This window comes from Microbacterium sp. P2_F9, assembly GCF_056403635.1.
Genome location: NZ_JBFUFC010000031.1, coordinates 1 through 15,792, shown reverse-complemented (window position 1 = coordinate 15,792; position 15,792 = coordinate 1). Strand labels below are relative to the sequence as shown.

At 65.5% G+C, this 15,792-nt stretch carries 12 protein-coding genes and 1 pseudogene; 5 read left to right on the top strand and 8 right to left on the bottom strand.

What is annotated here, in order from left to right:
• Positions 1 to 63: 63 nt before the first annotated feature.
• Both AC1DVT_RS05325 and AC1DVT_RS05320 read right to left on the bottom strand, forming a co-directional pair.
• Complete coding sequence (locus tag AC1DVT_RS05325; RefSeq protein ID WP_477387144.1) at positions 64 to 492, bottom strand: DUF2304 domain-containing protein; 429 nt, start codon at positions 490 to 492, stop codon at positions 64 to 66.
• The gene (locus AC1DVT_RS05320) at positions 489 to 1,223 is read right to left on the bottom strand and encodes a glycosyltransferase family 2 protein (RefSeq protein WP_477387142.1); all 735 of its coding nucleotides are present in this window, start codon (positions 1,221 to 1,223) and stop codon (positions 489 to 491) included. The genes AC1DVT_RS05325 and AC1DVT_RS05320 overlap by 4 nt, the downstream gene beginning before the upstream one ends.
• Positions 1,224 to 1,363: 140 nt before the next feature.
• On the opposite strand from AC1DVT_RS05320, the gene AC1DVT_RS05315 reads away from it, so the two are divergent.
• Positions 1,364 to 2,869, top strand: coding sequence for a DUF2142 domain-containing protein (locus AC1DVT_RS05315; protein WP_477387140.1), 1,506 nt, complete (start codon positions 1,364 to 1,366; stop codon positions 2,867 to 2,869).
• On the opposite strand, the gene AC1DVT_RS05310 is transcribed toward AC1DVT_RS05315, so the two are convergent.
• Genes AC1DVT_RS05310 through AC1DVT_RS05295 form a run of 4 tightly spaced genes read right to left on the bottom strand, consistent with a single transcriptional unit; the run spans position 2,859 to position 8,230 of the window.
• Positions 2,859 to 3,731 carry a glycosyltransferase family 2 protein gene (locus tag AC1DVT_RS05310; protein WP_477387138.1) on the bottom strand — a complete coding sequence of 291 codons (873 nt, stop codon included), beginning with the start codon at positions 3,729 to 3,731 and terminating at the stop codon, positions 2,859 to 2,861. The genes AC1DVT_RS05315 and AC1DVT_RS05310 overlap by 11 nt on opposite strands.
• The gene (locus AC1DVT_RS05305) at positions 3,728 to 5,665 is read right to left on the bottom strand and encodes a rhamnan synthesis F family protein (RefSeq protein ID WP_477387136.1); all 1,938 of its coding nucleotides are present in this window, start codon (positions 5,663 to 5,665) and stop codon (positions 3,728 to 3,730) included. The genes AC1DVT_RS05310 and AC1DVT_RS05305 overlap by 4 nt, the downstream gene beginning before the upstream one ends.
• Before the next feature lie 3 nt (positions 5,666 to 5,668).
• The gene (gene rfbA, locus AC1DVT_RS05300; RefSeq protein ID WP_477387134.1) at positions 5,669 to 6,541 is read right to left on the bottom strand and encodes a glucose-1-phosphate thymidylyltransferase RfbA; all 873 of its coding nucleotides are present in this window, start codon (positions 6,539 to 6,541) and stop codon (positions 5,669 to 5,671) included.
• A gap of 51 nt (positions 6,542 to 6,592) precedes the next feature.
• On the bottom strand, positions 6,593 to 8,230 hold the full coding sequence (locus tag AC1DVT_RS05295; RefSeq protein ID WP_477387132.1) for a glycosyltransferase family 2 protein: 1,638 nt from the start codon (positions 8,228 to 8,230) through the stop codon (positions 6,593 to 6,595).
• Positions 8,231 to 8,472: 242 nt separating this feature from the next.
• On the opposite strand from AC1DVT_RS05295, the gene AC1DVT_RS05290 reads away from it, so the two are divergent.
• The gene (locus AC1DVT_RS05290) at positions 8,473 to 9,801 is read left to right on the top strand and encodes a glycosyltransferase (protein WP_477387130.1); all 1,329 of its coding nucleotides are present in this window, start codon (positions 8,473 to 8,475) and stop codon (positions 9,799 to 9,801) included.
• Here AC1DVT_RS05290 and AC1DVT_RS05285 read toward each other — a convergent pair.
• A complete protein-coding gene (locus tag AC1DVT_RS05285) occupies positions 9,751 to 11,505 on the bottom strand; it encodes a glycosyltransferase family 4 protein (protein ID WP_477387128.1) in 1,755 nt (584 codons plus the stop codon). The two genes, AC1DVT_RS05290 and AC1DVT_RS05285, sit on opposite strands and share 51 nt — an antisense overlap.
• A 398-nt stretch (positions 11,506 to 11,903) precedes the next feature.
• Here AC1DVT_RS05285 and AC1DVT_RS05280 point away from each other — a divergent pair, with 398 nt between their 5' ends.
• The 3 genes from AC1DVT_RS05280 to AC1DVT_RS05270 are packed head-to-tail and all read left to right on the top strand — an operon-like array spanning position 11,904 to position 15,501.
• Entirely contained in the window at positions 11,904 to 13,037 is a 1,134-nt protein-coding gene (locus AC1DVT_RS05280) for a glycosyltransferase family 2 protein (protein ID WP_477387126.1), read from the top strand.
• A 53-nt stretch (positions 13,038 to 13,090) separates the two neighbouring features.
• Positions 13,091 to 14,089: a dTDP-glucose 4,6-dehydratase gene (rfbB, locus tag AC1DVT_RS05275; protein WP_477387124.1), complete on the top strand. Its 999-nt coding sequence runs from the start codon at positions 13,091 to 13,093 to the stop codon at positions 14,087 to 14,089.
• Entirely contained in the window at positions 14,089 to 15,501 is a 1,413-nt protein-coding gene (locus tag AC1DVT_RS05270; protein WP_477387122.1) for a sugar nucleotide-binding protein, read from the top strand. The genes rfbB and AC1DVT_RS05270 overlap by 1 nt, the downstream gene beginning before the upstream one ends.
• A gap of 17 nt (positions 15,502 to 15,518) precedes the next feature.
• On the opposite strand, the pseudogene AC1DVT_RS05265 reads toward AC1DVT_RS05270, so the two are convergent.
• Positions 15,519 to 15,792: pseudogene (locus AC1DVT_RS05265) on the bottom strand (hypothetical protein); the annotation flags it as partial.

Genomic DNA, 15,792 nt, shown 5'->3' with positions numbered 1-15,792 from the left:
CCTGGCGAGCACGGATCGCCGCGGCTGTAGCTATACGACCGCTACCTTCCGTGCCGGGGCGGCTCAACTGCGGTCGTTGTCACCCGCGCCAGCTGCCGGATCCGCCCTGCCAGAGTCGTCCTCCGAGAACCGGCGCGCCGATGCTGCCGAAGCAGCCGCTCTCAGATCCTCGAGGTCGGCGCGCAGGATCGCGACATCCTCTGCCACACGGCGGACCTCGTCTTCCGCCTGCGAAAGCTCCCATGAGAGATGCAGTGTCACGCCGACGAGGAGCACGATCGCGAGCGAGAAGATGAGATTCGACGGCACCTCGATGCCGAGGATCTTCGACAGCCCGACGAGAAGTGCGGGGAACAGCGCCAGGATCAGGATCACGATCCCGATCACGATCCACAGCACCGCGTATTTCTCGCGCAGTCTTCGCCGCAGCAACAGCGAAAGGATGATCGCGAGCACGATAAGAGCGAAGACGATGCCGGCGAAAGCGATCATGCGCGGGCCTCCGTCGGCCTGCGGGATCCGCGCAGGAGAGCGAGCGAGAGCGCGAAGACGGAGCGCAGCAGATAGATCGTCGCTCCGAAGGGATTCTGACTCGGTCGGCCATGAACGCGCTCGCGCATGGCGACCGGCACCTGCACGACGGTCAGCCCGGAATGGAGAGCGCTGACAAGGGAGTCGACTGTGTCGCCGAGGTACTCGGCCGGGTAATAGCGCACGTACTGCTCGATCGCTCGACTGTTGGCGGCGCGGAAACCACTTGTGACGTCGGTGAGCCGGCTCTGGGCTACGCGGCTCACGACGCTCGCCAGAAAGATCATCGCCCAGCGACGAGGCCCGCGCACGGCATAGTCGCCGACGTCGGCGAAGCGGGCGCCGATGGAGATGTCGGCGGTCTCGAGTCCGCTCAGCACAAGGGCGATGTCCTCCGGATTATGCTGGCCATCCGCGTCTACCTGGATCGCGCGCTGGTAACCATGACGTTGCGCGTAAGTGAACCCGGTGCGCATCGCTCCGCCCACGCCCATGTTGAACGCAAGCGGGAGCAACCTAGCTCCCGCTTCACTCGCCACGGCGCTGGTCCGGTCGGTCGAGCCGTCGTCGACGACGACGACGTCATATGGCTCGTCACATTTGAGGATCTCGCGAATCGTGTTGCCCACGTTCTCGGCCTCGTTCCAGGCGGGGACGATCACAAGGACCCGATCTGAGGCGGCGGCGGACACCAGCAAAGCCTACCGCGGACATCCCTTCGCCCCACGCACGGGCAGGCGACGGCGCATCTGCGGGGACGAGGCGAAGACATGGTTCGGCAGGCTGTGGAGTCTCGTGATGCGTGCGGCGAACCCCCGATTAGGATCTAGGGGTGACCCTCCCGAAGACGGCCTCCGGCCGGCGAATCGCCTGGATTGCAATTCCAGTCCTGTTCCTGCTGACCCTCATCTCCTGGGGGTTCGCATCCCCCGTCGGAGCGAGCCCCGATGACGATTATCACCTGCCGTCGATCTGGTGCGGTCTGGGCGAACGATCCGGATTGTGCGAAGCGACCGACAACGATGAGAGCCGACTCGTTCCCGCTCCGCTCACCAATGCCCAGTGCTTTGCCCGCCACCCCGATCAGAGTGGCGACTGCTGGGACCCATCAGTAGCGACACTCGTCGAGACAGAGCGCATCAACACCGGTCAGTACCCGCCGATCTTCTACGGCACGATGGCCCTCTTCGCCTCCAAAGACCTGCAGACATCCGTCCTGCTCATGCGAACCTTCAACGCGGTGCTCGCGGTCGGATTCATCACGGCTGTCATCTGGACGCTCCCCCGCCGCCTCCGCGCGGCGCCGATCGCGGCGTCGGTGGCGGCGAGCGTCCCGCTCGGGCTATTCATCATTCCCTCGGTAAACCCTTCCTCGTGGGCATACATCTCAGCCGTGACCGTGTGGATCTCGCTTTACGGCGCGACCCAGTCGACCGGGAGACGCCGATGGGTCCTCTTGGCGATGACAGTCGTCGGCGCCCTCATCGGCGCCGGGGCCCGGGCCGATGCTGCTGCGTATACGATCCTCGCGGTCGTCGTCGTCGCTATCTTGAGCGCCCGACGTGACAGGGCTCTTCTCGCCCCCGCTCTCGTTGCGCTCGGTGTGTGCGTGACATCGCTCGCGTTCTATCTCACCGCGAGTCAAGGGGATGCCCTGGTGTCCGGACTGAAGGGCTTCACCACTCCCCTCACGATTGGCCAACACGCCTCGAACCTCCTCAATATTCCGAACTTGTGGGCGGGCGCACTGGGCGGCTGGGGGCTGGGCTGGCTCGATACCGTGATGCCCTCTGTGGTGAGCTTCTTCTCATTGGCGGTGGCCGCTGCCGTGCTATTCATCGGCCTCCGCTCGGTATCTCTCCGACGCTGGATCGCGCTCGCCGTCACAGCCGGCGCTCTTTGGCTCATCCCCTTCGTCCTGCTCGCGCTTTCGAATGCGGTCGTCGGAGTACAGATACAGCCGCGATACATCCTCCCTCTGCTCATCCTTCTGCTGGGTGTCGCGTCCGCGGCGCCCAGAACCTGGCGCTGGTGGCGCGGTCCGCGTATCGCCATCGCCGCCGCGATGCTCGCGGGCGCGGCTGCCATCGCACTCCACACGAACCTCCGCCGCTACACGACCGGTATCGACGATCCGGCCATCGACCCGGGTTCGAACGCTGAGTGGTGGTGGGCGAATGTCCCGTCCGCGGGTTTCGTGTGGGTCGTCGGGTCGCTCGCGTTTGCGGCGGCGCTCACACTTCTCTGTATCGAGGTGTGGCGCGCAGGGACCGTTCACTCCGCTCCTGTGGAATCGGCGGAGTCAGAAGCGCCTCAAGCGCGTGCCGTCAGGCTCTGACGTTGTAGCGCAGCCCCGCCCACACACCTCTGGATGCGGCCCGGATGTTTGACCATCGCTGCGGCTCCAGCAGCACCACCTTCACCCATGCCTTGGCGGTGAACCACAGGTCCTCCCAGAACCAGCGGCCGAACCCATATCGACGGGTCACAATGACGCGATTGCGCGCAGCATAGAAATGGCGCAGCGTCGAGTAGTTCGCCAAGTAGACGCGGCGGCCGAACAAGTGCACCGGCTCCGCGTCTCCGAAGCTGTGGTCGAGAATCGCTTCGAACACCTTGAGGTTTCGGAAGCCGTTCCTCCTCGCCCTGAGACAGATGTCGTGGTCCACGTAGTCAATGAACAGCGGTTCATCGTGGAGGCCGATCCGCTCGAGCAAGGTTCGTGAGAAGAGCGATCCCGAACTGATGACGACATCCGTCTGCAGCGAGCCTTCTCCCGATTCACGTGCGTAGACGACACCTGTGGCGCGCGAACGAAGGGCAGGTCCGACGACTCCGGCATGATCGCCGAATCGCGCGCGCGCGGCGCGCAGCGTCTCGAGCATGCCCTCGGTGACCGTGCTGTCCTGATCGAAGATCCACACGTCTTCGTAGCCGTCGGCGAGCGCAGCACGCATTCCCGCGTTGAAGCCCGCTGCCACACCTACGTTGCCGCCCTGCGGCAGCACGGTGACAGCCTGGTCCGTTTCGAGTCCCGCCAGCAGCGTGCGCGGCGATCCCCCCGGAGAGTTGTCGACGACATAGACGCGATCGACTTGAAGACGCAGCAAGCTGACGTTCTCGAGGATCTCGGGATCGGGGTTGTAGGCCAGAACGACACCTGCCGCCCGCGTGGCCATCGGGTGATTTGCGTCGTTCACTGCGGCCTCCCCGGCGATGGCCGCCGCCCTCGCAGCAATGGCGCCATCACCCGTCCCACCATGGTCTCCCGCCCGGCGAACCGCCGGACGGCCGCGCCGACGCCCGGATGATGGAGACGTATGTACATGCGCGCGAAGTCGATCACCCGTCCACGGCCCACCTGTCCCACGCCGCGGAGGTAGTGGATCGCCTCCAGTGTGTCGCCGGGGAGCGTCGACGACAGCTGATCGAGCTTGTACTCCATCATCGTGTGGCTGATCGACATGTACTCGGCGGTAGCCACCGTTCGCGTGTGAAACCCCTCCTCGCCTGCGGCGTACGACGGGAGGCGCTCGAGAATGTGCGCGAGACCGCCGTCGCTGTAGGCGTCGACGCCGCCGAACTCCGCATATCGCCATTCGTGCTCGACGAGCAGCCGCAGCGCCTCGGGGCGCGCGACGAACATGGAGCCATACGGCGCGAGCGGCGACACGTCATCGAGCGGCACGCGGATGCCAAGCTCGGCACAGAGCGCTTCAGCTCCTGGCTTGTTCGCCCACCATGCACGCCCCATGGTGGGATACCCGATATGGATCATCGGGGGAAAGACGAGCCCCAGCCCTGGCTCACGCTGAAACAGTCCGACAAGATTCGCAGTGTAGCCGGCACTGTCGAGCAGATTGCGAAACTGCTGGTCCTTGAAGTGGCGTCCGACGTTGAACCCGTCCTGCGGCGTCTTCTTCGAGTGGAGCTTCACGACGAGGTCATATCCACCGTCGAGGAGGATGTCGCGGCATCCGATCAGGAAAGCACTCTGGTCCCGCCCAGCGTTCGACTCGACCACACGGATGTCGACACTCCTGCCGTCTCGCGGACGAAGGGCGACGAACTCTGCGATCTTCTTCGCGCGGTCGGAGTCGGGGGTGGTCACCACGAGGTCATACGGAGTCGGAAGCATGTCGACACGATCGAGCATCTCGTCGGTCATCTCCGGGTAGAAGATGTGCAGGATGGCCACGATGCGCAGCGGCTCCGCCGCTCCGCTCGATAAGTCCACCTGCGGCAGGACCTCGAGCATCCCGGCATCCGCATTCAAGATCTTCGGGGCGACATTCCGTGCGAGATTCTGCCAGATCACGGCCACCGGGTAGCCGTAGGCCTCGACCTCCTCAGCGATCTGCCGGCCGATGACCGCATGCCGGTCGAGGAACGGTGGATAGCGGAAGAACGGACGGCGCCTCAGCACCGGACAGCCGTCGGCCAGTAGGAGGTCGGGGTTGAACACCGCGGGGTCGTCCGTCGGATATTCCGCCGACGGGAAGGCGACGTCCTGGCGGAAGCCGTACATCACGAAGTGGTCGGTGAACACCGCCTCATGTTTGAGGACGGTGTCGACGTAGTCCGGCATTTCCGGCAGGTCGCGCCAGTACGCGCGCCATGCATCCGAGAGGAACATGCTCCGGCGGACGGCGATCCAGAAGGTCTGAAGATGGCGGTGCACCACGCCCTTGCCCGTAACCGGTTTCTGCTCCTCCCTGGAGCGATCGGTCAGGCCCCAGAAGTCGATACGCCGTGAAGCCATCCGCTCAAGCACGKGGCCGTAGGGTCGGACCGGTCCGAACCACGTGTCGTTGGTGAGGACGATCTCGTCGAACTCGGAGATTCCGTCGCCGATGTGCTCGAGGGCCGCCTTGTGCGCCCAGATGTCATAGCCCGTGTTGTCACGCACGAGGATCTCGTCGGAAACGGGTTCCAGCCGCGCTCGGCCTTCTTCGCTGAGCGTCCCGTTGACGACGACGAGGATGTGCGCGGCGTCAGCCCGCATCCCGGCGAGCGCGTAGGGCACGTAGTCATCGATGCCCCCCCGACGATCCCATACGGCATAGACGAACAGCCGGCGGCCTCCGTCAGGGAACTCGGCGGGGGCCGGCGCGACCTCCTCGGCAGCTGCCACCGCTCAGCGCCGCCCCTGCTCGATCGCCTTCAGCAGATAGCGGCCGTAGCCGCTCTTGACCAGTGGCTCTGCACGCTCGCTGAGCTCGTCGTCCGTCAGGAAGCCCATGCGCCACGCCACCTCTTCCGGGCACCCGATCGACAGACCCTGCCGCTTCTCCACCGTGCGGATGAAGTCCGTCGCCTCGGCAAGAGAGTCGAACGTGCCCGTGTCCAGCCACGCAGTCCCCCGCGGAAGCAGCTCAACGTGGAGCGCGTCTCGCCGCAGGTACTCCAGGTTGACGTCGGTGATCTCCAGTTCGCCGCGCGGAGACGGCGCGAGGTTCTTGGCGATCTCTACGACCTCGTTGTCGTAGAAGTAGAGTCCGGGCACGGCGTAGTTGCTCTTGGGCGCGAGCGGCTTCTCCTCCAAGGAGACGACCCGGCCCTCAGAGTCGAACTCGACGACGCCGTAGGCCGTCGGATCATCCACCCAGTAGCCGAACACCACGCCGCCAGACAGATCGCCGTACTGCCTCAGCCGCGTGCCCATGCCCTGCCCATAGAAGATGTTGTCTCCCAGGACGAGTGCGACCGAGTCCCCGCCGATGTGATCCTCGCCGAGGATGAACGCCTGCGCCAACCCATCCGGCGACGGCTGCTGCTTATAGGTGATCGAGACGCCGAAGCGCGAACCGTCGCCCAGGAGGCGCTGAAACTGATCCGAGTCCTGGGGCGTGGTGATGATCAGGACATCGCGGATGCCCGCCAGGAGAAGGGTCGACAGCGGGTAGTAGATCATCGGCTTGTCGTACACGGGAACCAGCTGCTTCGAGATGCCCTGGGTGATGGGATGCAGTCGCGACCCCGTGCCGCCCGCGAGAATTATGCCACGCATGCAATCCAGTCTCCCTGATGCGGGCAACGCCCCCAAACCGAGGGGTCAGGGTCACACCGGAGCTTGGGCGAAGTCGGCGAGCGCGTCGATGATCCCGCGTACGGCGGCCGCGGCCGCGCGGGATGCCGATGCATGGCCGTTGCTGCGAAGTTCTGACCAGACGTCGTCGTCGAGGATCACGTCGCGAAGCGATCGCTGCAGCTGATCCAGGTCGGCCGGCGCGAACAGGAGCGAGTTGTAGCCGTCGAGCACTTCGTGCCCGAGCCGGGTGTCCACAGGAGCGAGGTACACGCCACCGAGCGACATGAGCGCGAACGGCAAGAGGCTGGACTGCTGCTCGGCGAAGAGCACCACCGCACGGGGACGATGGGTCGCGACCTCAGCGAGGTCCGGCGCCGCGTCGAAGTGGATGGACGCGAAACCTGTTTCGGTGCACACCTCGTCCAAAGCAGCCCGAGCGGCCGAGTGGGCGCCGATCGTCACGACGTTCCGCTCGGCCGTGTCCGAGAGCGGTGCGGGGGCCGTCGCCGGCGGAAYGCGCCGCCGGACTTCCCACGCCGCCTCGGCCTGCAGCTGCGCCGCCGTCCACCGGTTGGGCGCGATGTAGTCGAACTCGGGCCGATAGCCCGCGATGATCCGGGACTGGAGCGCGTGATCGTCGGGATGCCAGACGCTCTCCACCGCGGGCAGCAGATACACCGGCAACCCGCCGTGCACCGTCGCGAGCCATACCGTCTCCGCGACAGTCCGATCACACGCGATCACGATGCCTGTGCGTGCCGCGAGTTCGGCCACCACCGATTCCTCGGTCGAGTCGGAAGGGACCGCCGTCAGCCGCACATCGCGGCCCTCTGCGCGCAGCGCGTCGACGAGGTCCGAGACATACGACCGCCAGAGCCGGTCCGAGGCGGGACCCACGACGAAGTCGACCGGGGCATCGTCTGGCAGCCGTCGTGCGAGGTACTGGTCCTCCCAACGGCGCCAGAACCGGCGCATGGACGCGAGCTCCCGCTGTCCCTGGCTATACCCGCGCGACGCCGACTCGTGATGGATCAGCATCGCGGAGGGCTGGTAGTAGCAGCGGACGCCGCGTTCCCAGGCGCGAAGGCCGTAGTCGACATCCTCGAAGCCGAGCCAGAACTCGTCGTCGAGGAGGCCGACCGTCTCGAACGCATCCCGTGTGACGTAGACGCACGCGCCGGAGATCGAGCGGTTGTAGCCGGGGACATTCGCGGAGGCCTTCGTCGCGGCGGCCCCGACGTGCAGATGTCCGAACCACTGCGGCGCGAGGATTCGCGCGTAGTAGGTGCCGCCGTACTGGATCCGCCCGTCGGGGTAGACGAGCTTCGGACTCACCATTCCGATCGCAGGGTCGATCGCGTATGCGCTGAACTGCAGCGCCTCGAGCCAGCCGGGCTTCGCGATGATGTCGCTGTTCAGCAGCACGATGTCATGCTGGGCCTCCTGCATGCCGACGTTCACGGTGCCGGCGAATCCCAGTCGACGATCCTTCAGGATGACGCGGACCCGATCGTTCTCGAACGCCTTGAGCTGTCGCGCGACCTCGGGATCGATGTAGTCATCGACGATCACCACCTCGTAATCGACTGCGGCGCACGTTGCCTCGATGCTCGCAAGGGCCTCCGTCAGGAGGGGCACGTCGTTATAGCTCGGTATGACGATGCTCACGGGGCGCCCGTTCGCGGCGAACCACGCTGTCATGTCGGGGTTCGCGGAGATCCCTCGGGTGTTGAGAGGATAGAGACGTCTGCTTCGCGCCGATCGGATCCGATCCTGCCACTGTGCGGGAAGCTTCGCCGTCGCGGATCGGGCGACGCGTCTGAAAAGGTCTGACACTGGACGCAATCCCCTCAAAGAAACCCGGACGCCCCATGGTATCGACTCCTCCTCCCAAGCCTCGCCGACCGCGTATGGTCATCGTCGCCGCAGACGTCGTCGGCGCGCACATGGCGGGTCCGGGCATCCGGTTCGTCAAGATCGCCGAGCAGATGGCCACTGTTGCGGACGTGACTCTCGCCGTGGGGATCGAAGGCAGTGAGACGGAGTCGCTGCAAGGACGCGGATTCGCGATCGCCTCGTATCAGGGTCGGGACCAGCTCATCGAGATCGTGTGCGCGCACGACATCGCGTTCTGCCAGCTCATCGATGAAGAGGTCGTCCGTCGGGGTGCGGCCGCCGGATGCCGGTTCGTCTTCGACCTCTACAACGCGCTTCCTGCGGAGGCGATCGGCGCCGAGCGGATCGGAGGATTCGACACCCAACCGGAGATGGATGACGTCTTCCGGGGGGTGCTCGCGTTCTTCCGATTCTGCATGCGTGCCGGCAGCTACTTCGTGACGTCGAACGACCGGCAGCGCGACCTCTGGATCGGATATGCACTCTCCGCGGATGCGCTGCTTCCGGGCGAACTGCGCGGTCGTCGTCCCGAAGATGTCATCGGGCTGCTCCCCTTCGGCATGGAGGATGGCGACCCTGTCGCGTCGGATCACGGCATCCGCGGCCGGACAGGGATCGGGCCCGACGATCTCGTGCTGATCTGGGCGGGAGGGATCTGGGACTGGTTCGATGCCGAGACGCCGATCCGGGCTGTCGCGGAGCTGCGGCAGGCGCGGTCCGACATCCACCTCGTCTTCTATGGAACGACCCACCCCAATGCGGCGATCGGGAAGCCGAAGACCGTGGAGCGCGCGGAGTCCCTCGCTGCCGACCTCGGCGTCCTCGGCAAGGGGGTGCACTTCATCGACGGGTGGGTGCCGGCCGACCGCCGCGCCGACTACCTCCTCGATGCAGACGTCGCCCTCTACGCCCACAAGGAGTCGTTCGAGACCCGCTACGCGTTCCGCACGCGGATCCTGGATCACTTCTGGGCGAAGCTTCCGAGCATCGTCACGCGCGGGGACTGGTTCGCGGAGTACATCGAGGAGCACGAACTCGGCGAGGTCGTCGCCCCCGCCGATGTCGAGGGCATGAAGCAGGCGATCGCCGCTATGTCGGAGCCGGCACGCAGGGATGCCGTGCGACAGCGCGTGGTGAGGATTCGGGATGCGTGGCGCTGGTCCCAGACCACCGCTCAGCTCAAAGCGGTCGTCTCCGAGTGGGATACCCGACTGGTCCCAAGGGACGTTCCAGCCGCAGCTCACCGGTCGGGACCGGCGCGACGCGGCCGTCTTCGCGAGGCCGCGTCGCGGTCATTCGTCGGTGGCGCCTACCGCCGCCTCCGCAAGGGCCGCGCCCGCTGACCCGGCCATCACAAGAGAGTCGTAGAACTCCGCGACGACGTCGAGAACCACGGGCCATGCGTACTGCGCCGCCGTCGCGACGCCGGCAGCCGAGAGGCGGGCCTGTTCGGCCGGGTCGCCCAGCAACCGGGCGATCGCGGCCGCAAGGGCCTCGTCATCATCCTGAGCCACGATGATGCAGTTCTCGCCGTCCCGGCAGAAGCCCCGATTCCCGTGCGAGTCCGTGGCGATGACCGGGCATCCTGCGGCCATCGCCTCGAGGATAGGGAGGCAGAACCCCTCGTGCCGGGACGTCTGCACGAACACGGTGGCGCTGTTGTACAGCTCGTTGACCTCGGAGTCCCGAGGTCTCGTCCGGTAGGCGACATGATCGTCGAGGAGAATGCCCGGCTCCGTCCCGAACAGCTGCAGCTTTGGTCGGCTGTCACCCAGCCGGCGCCACGCTCGCTCGGTCATGGCGAAGTTCTTCTGGAAGAACGACCGCCCGAGAGCGAGCAGGGTGTCGGCGTCGCGCTCCCATCCCGGCAGTACGCGGAAGACCGAGCTGTCGTAGCCGTGCGGAATCATAGTCGCGGCGACCCCCACTTCTGCGAGCTCCTGCTGCTGGTAGCTCGCCTCTGTGAGACTGGCGAACTCAAGCCGGTAACTCGCCACGACAGCCGACTGCGCCACGCGGTCGTCGGGGTAGAACCAGGTCTCGAACTCCTGGATGAGGTAGACCGGGATGCCATGACTGACGGAGGCGAGCCATACGATCTCAGCTGTCTCCCACCACGTGGCCACCTTTATCGCGTCCTCGTTGCGCAGGGAGAGAAGAAGGTCCTCATAGGTGCGATAGGTGACGACCGGAACGTGCAGATCGAACCAGGTCGGCGCACCCTGGAGCGACCAGATGGCGACGTCGAATCCACGCTCTGCCAGTCCGTTGGCGATTTCGAACACGGCACGGATGCCGCCGCTGATGGATGTTGCATTGAGTACGAAGATGATCCTCTTGGTGCCGTCGTCCGTTGAGACCTTCCGCTCGAGGATCCATCGACGCTGCTCCCCACCGATCTCGAGGCTCGGAAGCCACCCGACCCGGAAGACCGTGCTGCTCAAGCACAGGGTGCGGAAGTTTCCCGCCCATCCTTTCCGGATCATGCGTCCCACTTGGGCATCCAGGCTCAGACCTGCGAGGTGCCTTCCAGCAATGTCGACACGGTCGATGGCAGTCGATGTCGCATAGAAGCCGTGCGCCGCGCCCGTGAGCGCGTACCTGGGAATGCGCTGCGCGCCGTAGTCTCGTGCTCCGGGAAGTGCAGGCACGACACTCGCCGTGCGGCGATCGACCTGATAGCCGGCGGCAATGCCCTCCGGCGCGCCGTACGCGGGAGTGACGAAGCCGATCTCGTGGTCGTGATGGTACTCGTGGGCGGCATGCTGAAGCTCGATGATGGCGTTGGCTTCGGGAAGCGGATGCCGAGTGTCGATGAGCACGAGATCCCAGCGCCGGCACTCCCTGTGCATCCAATCGAGAATGCTCGCGAGGTCCACGATCGGCGCGCCGCCCTGACCGTCGGCAATCGTGCACGACTTGCCATGCACAGAGGAAGCGGCGGTCGCAAGCTCCGGCGCGAGCACGACTCGAGCTCGCAACACCGCGCTCACGCGGACCAGCCAATCGCCGAGCTCGGGTCGCGGCGCTCCGTGCACCACGATCACCACACGTTTCCAATGGACCCGGTGCCACCCCGCAGCCCGCTCGGGTGTGAAAGTGGTCGTGACACCGTTGGCGAACGTGGCGCCCCGACGAGAGCGCGACACATCCCGCGACTCACGGTGGTGCGCATAGTCTCGAGGACCGAGTCGAAGGAAGATCGCGACCTCTCCCAATCGCCTGGCAACGCCGTCCACGATCCTTGCAACGCCCCGCGCGCCACGCTTCATTACTCTCTCCAGCATGGTTTCGAGTCTAGGTCGACCCCATGACTCGGCGTTCGGGTGGGGAAGGCGATGCTGGCGGTCGACGAGATCCGCTCGGACTATCGTTGACAGCGACCTCGCCGCCGCTGGTGCGCCCGCGCACCGACGGCACACACTGCGCACGACGAAAGCACTCCATGATCGCCATGACAATGATGGTCCGCGACGAAGCGGACATCGTCGGTGCCATGATCCAGCATCACCTCGATCAGGGCGTCGATCTCTTCCTGGTCACAGACAACGGGTCTGTGGATGGGACGGCGGAGATCCTCGAGTCGTTCGCGGATGCCGGCAAGATCGAACTGTCGCACGACGCACGTCATCTGAAGCAGCAGCACGAAGTCGTCACGCACATGTCGCGCGAGGCCGCGCGCCGAGGTGCGCAGTGGGTGCTCAACGCGGACGCGGACGAGTTCTGGATGTCGGTCGATCGCGAATCGACGCTCGGGGAGGAACTGGCCAGGATCGATCCGGCGATCGGCGCATTCCCCGTGCCCGTCTTCGACATGACAGGTGAACCGGCGCAATCCGGCACAGGCCTGCAGCGCCTCATCTATCGCGACGAGCGACCGGACGACATCATGCGTGAACTCGGCATCCACGCTCACGCGACACCTGACGTCGCCTTCGTGCCGAGCGAGGACGTCGTCGTCGCGCAGGGGAACCACTTCGTCAACGTCGTTCAGACCCGTCCACTCGAGGCCGGTCGCGGCCTCGTCGTGTACCACTTCCCCTGGCGTTCGTTCGCGCAGTTCGCCCACAAGGTCGACAACGCGGGAAGGGCCTACGACGCGTCTCCACACCTGCGGCCGAGTGCCAACCACCACGGGATGCGCGACTATCGGCGACTCCAGGACGGCATACTCTCGGCCGCGTACACCGCCCGCCACCCGTCTGCGGAAGAGCTTCATGAGGGAGTGCGCAAGGGATGGTTCGTCTTAGACCGGCGGATCATGGAGTTGCACCCTTCACCCGTCCCGGACAATCCGATTCCGAAGGCCGAGGCCGAATCCGATCGAAGCCTCATGGCTCGTCTGCGACCACTCGAGGCGCGACTCCAGCGACTCGAAATCGAGAAGCGGAAGGCCACTGACGACCTCGACCTTGAACGGCGTCACGTGGCCGAGCTCGACGCACTCGTGGCCGAGATGCGGATACGCGTCGACACCGCCGCCAGCCAACGTGACGAGATGGCCCAGCAGATGGAGCGCCTGTACCGCATTCCGCTGGTGAGGGCTGCGCGACGACTGCGTCACCTCTTGCGACGCTGATCGTCCTTCGCCGGCGTTCGGATCATCGCCGCGACGCCGGTTATCCTGGCAGGATGCGCAGACTCCTCGTCACCGGGGGTGCCGGCTTCATCGGCTCCAACTTCGTCCACCACGTCATCGCCAACACTAACGATCACGTAACCGTCCTCGACAAACTCACCTACGCCGGCAACCGCGCCTCGCTCGACGGCCTGCCAGGCGACCGGCTCACCTTCGTGCAGGGCGACATCACCGACGCTGAAGTCGTCGATGGCTTGTTCCGTGACGCAGATGCCGTGGTTCACTACGCGGCGGAGTCGCACAACGACAACTCGCTCCACGACCCGCGGCCGTTCCTCGATACGAACATCATCGGGACATACACGCTTCTCGAGGCCGCCCGCCGCTACGGCATCCGCTTCCATCACATCTCCACCGACGAGGTCTATGGCGACCTCGAGCTCGATGACCCGCAGCGCTTCACGGAAACAACCCCCTACAACCCGTCATCGCCCTACTCGTCCACCAAGGCCGGCTCCGACCTTCTGGTGCGGGCGTGGGTGCGGTCGTTCGGGGTACGCGCGACGATCTCCAACTGCTCGAATAATTACGGGCCCTACCAGCACGTCGAGAAGTTCATTCCGCGCCAGATCACGAATGTCATCCGCGGCATCCGTCCGAAGCTCTACGGCAAGGGCGAGAACGTTCGGGACTGGATCCATGCCGACGATCACTCGTCAGCAGTGCTCACGATCCTCGGGAAGGGCGTCATCGGAGAGACGTACCTCATCGGCGCCGACGGCGAAGAAAGCAACAAGGACGTCGTCGAGCTGATCCTCGAGATGATGGGGCATCCGCGCGACGCCTACGACCACGTGACCGACCGGGCGGGGCACGACATGCGTTACGCCATCGACTCCAGCCGGCTTCGCCGCGAACTCGGGTGGCGACCGGTCTACCAGGACTTCGCGGCCGGACTTGCCGCCACCATCGACTGGTACCGCGCGAATGAAGCCTGGTGGGCACCGGCGAAGGACGCCACCGAGGCGTTCTACGCGTCGAAGGGTCAGTGATGACGGAGTACGGCAAGGCTCTTGCCGCGACCTCGACGCCGATTCCCGGCCTCGTGGTGTGGGACCTGCCTGTTCACGGCGACAACCGCGGCTGGTTCAAGGAGAACTGGCAGCGCGAGAAGATGACGACGGCGGGGCTGCCTGACTTCGGGCCGGTTCAGAACAACATCTCCTTCAACGACGAGGTCGGAACCACGCGCGGCATCCACGCAGAGCCTTGGGACAAGTTCGTCTCGGTGGCCGCGGGCCGGATCTTCGGCGCCTGGGTGGACCTTCGTGAAGGACCGACTTTCGGCGCGGTGTTCACCACAGAACTCGACCCGTCCCGCGCAATCTTCGTGCCGCGAGGGGTGGGCAACGCCTATCAGACCCTCGACCCGGACACCGCCTACGTCTATCTCGTCAACGACCACTGGTCGGCTGAGGCCACCTACACCTTCCTCAATCTGGGAGACGAGTCCGCCGCCATCGACTGGCCGATCCCCCTTACCGAGGTCGAGATCTCGCCCAAGGACCTCGMGCACCCACGTCTCGCAGACGTCACGCCGATGCGCCCGCGGAAGTCCCTCGTAGTCGGGGCGAACGGGCAGCTCGGCCGCGCCTTGCGGCAGGCCTTCGCTGCGGACGACTCGGTGGAGTTCGCGGATCGGCAGTCTCTTGACCTCTCCGACCCCGATGTGCGCGGCGCGCGACGCTGGCGAGATTACGACACGATCATCAATGCGGCGGCTTACACGGCGGTCGACGCAGCCGAGGAGGCGCCCGGGCGGACCGAGGCGTGGGCGTCGAACGTCACCGGCGTCGCCCGGCTTGCGGGCATCGCCACGGAATTCGGGATCACTCTCGTCCACGTCTCCAGCGACTACGTCTTCGACGGGTCACGAATCGGCTCGTACACCGAGGACGAGCCACCAACACCTTTGGGCGTCTACGGACAGACCAAAGCTGCCGCAGATGCGATCGTCTCCACTGTTCCGCGGCACTACATTGTGCGCACCAGTTGGGTGATCGGCGAGGGACGCAACTTCGTCCGCACGATGGCCACCTTGGCAGAGCGCGGAGTGAACCCGAACGTCGTCGACGATCAGGTCGGCCGTCTCACGTTCACGACGACGATCGCCGAGGCGATCAGGCATCTGATCGCGTCCCGAGCAGCAAGCGGGACGTACAACGTCACCAACATCGGCGAGCCGTTGACCTGGCTCGACATCGCGAAATCGGTCTTCCGTCTGACCGGCCACGATGAAGATCGAGTCCACGGCGTGAGCACCGAGGAGTACTTCAGTTCGGCTCCCGCCGTCGTCGCTCCGCGCCCCCGCAACAGTGTCCTGGATGTGGCAAAGATCACAGCGACCGGATTCCAGATCGACGATCAGACCCGCGCGCTCGAGGAGTACCTGTCGAGGATGTGATGCTCCTCGATGCGCGGCTACGGAATCGTGGCGTCCCGGCAGCCGAGCGGGGTGTGCCCACCCGCACCTGAGTTGATCGCATAGACGCACACGTGATGTGTGCCGACGGTCATCGGGATGGTGACGATGAATCCATGCTGGCTGCCCGACCCGGGGTATGCGTTGCCGACATCGGCGCGCAACACGTCGGCGGTGTAAGCCACGCCGACGGAGTCGACGTAGACGTGCACCTTGATCGGCGATGACGTGTCGGGGTCGATCGCCCACCCCGAAGCCGTCGCGGTCGCCCCG

Excerpts from the sequence above, each read along its gene's own strand:
- rfbA (WP_477387134.1), bottom strand. The coding sequence starts at position 6,541 with ATGCGTGGCATAATTCTCGCGGGCGGCACGGGGTCGCGACTGCATCCC.
- AC1DVT_RS05290 (WP_477387130.1), top strand. The coding sequence starts at position 8,473 with ATGGTCATCGTCGCCGCAGACGTCGTCGGCGCGCACATGGCGGGTCCG.
- AC1DVT_RS05325 (WP_477387144.1), bottom strand. The coding sequence starts at position 492 with ATGATCGCTTTCGCCGGCATCGTCTTCGCTCTTATCGTGCTCGCGATC.
- AC1DVT_RS05280 (WP_477387126.1), top strand. The coding sequence starts at position 11,904 with ATGATCGCCATGACAATGATGGTCCGCGACGAAGCGGACATCGTCGGT.
- rfbB (WP_477387124.1), top strand. The coding sequence starts at position 13,091 with ATGCGCAGACTCCTCGTCACCGGGGGTGCCGGCTTCATCGGCTCCAAC.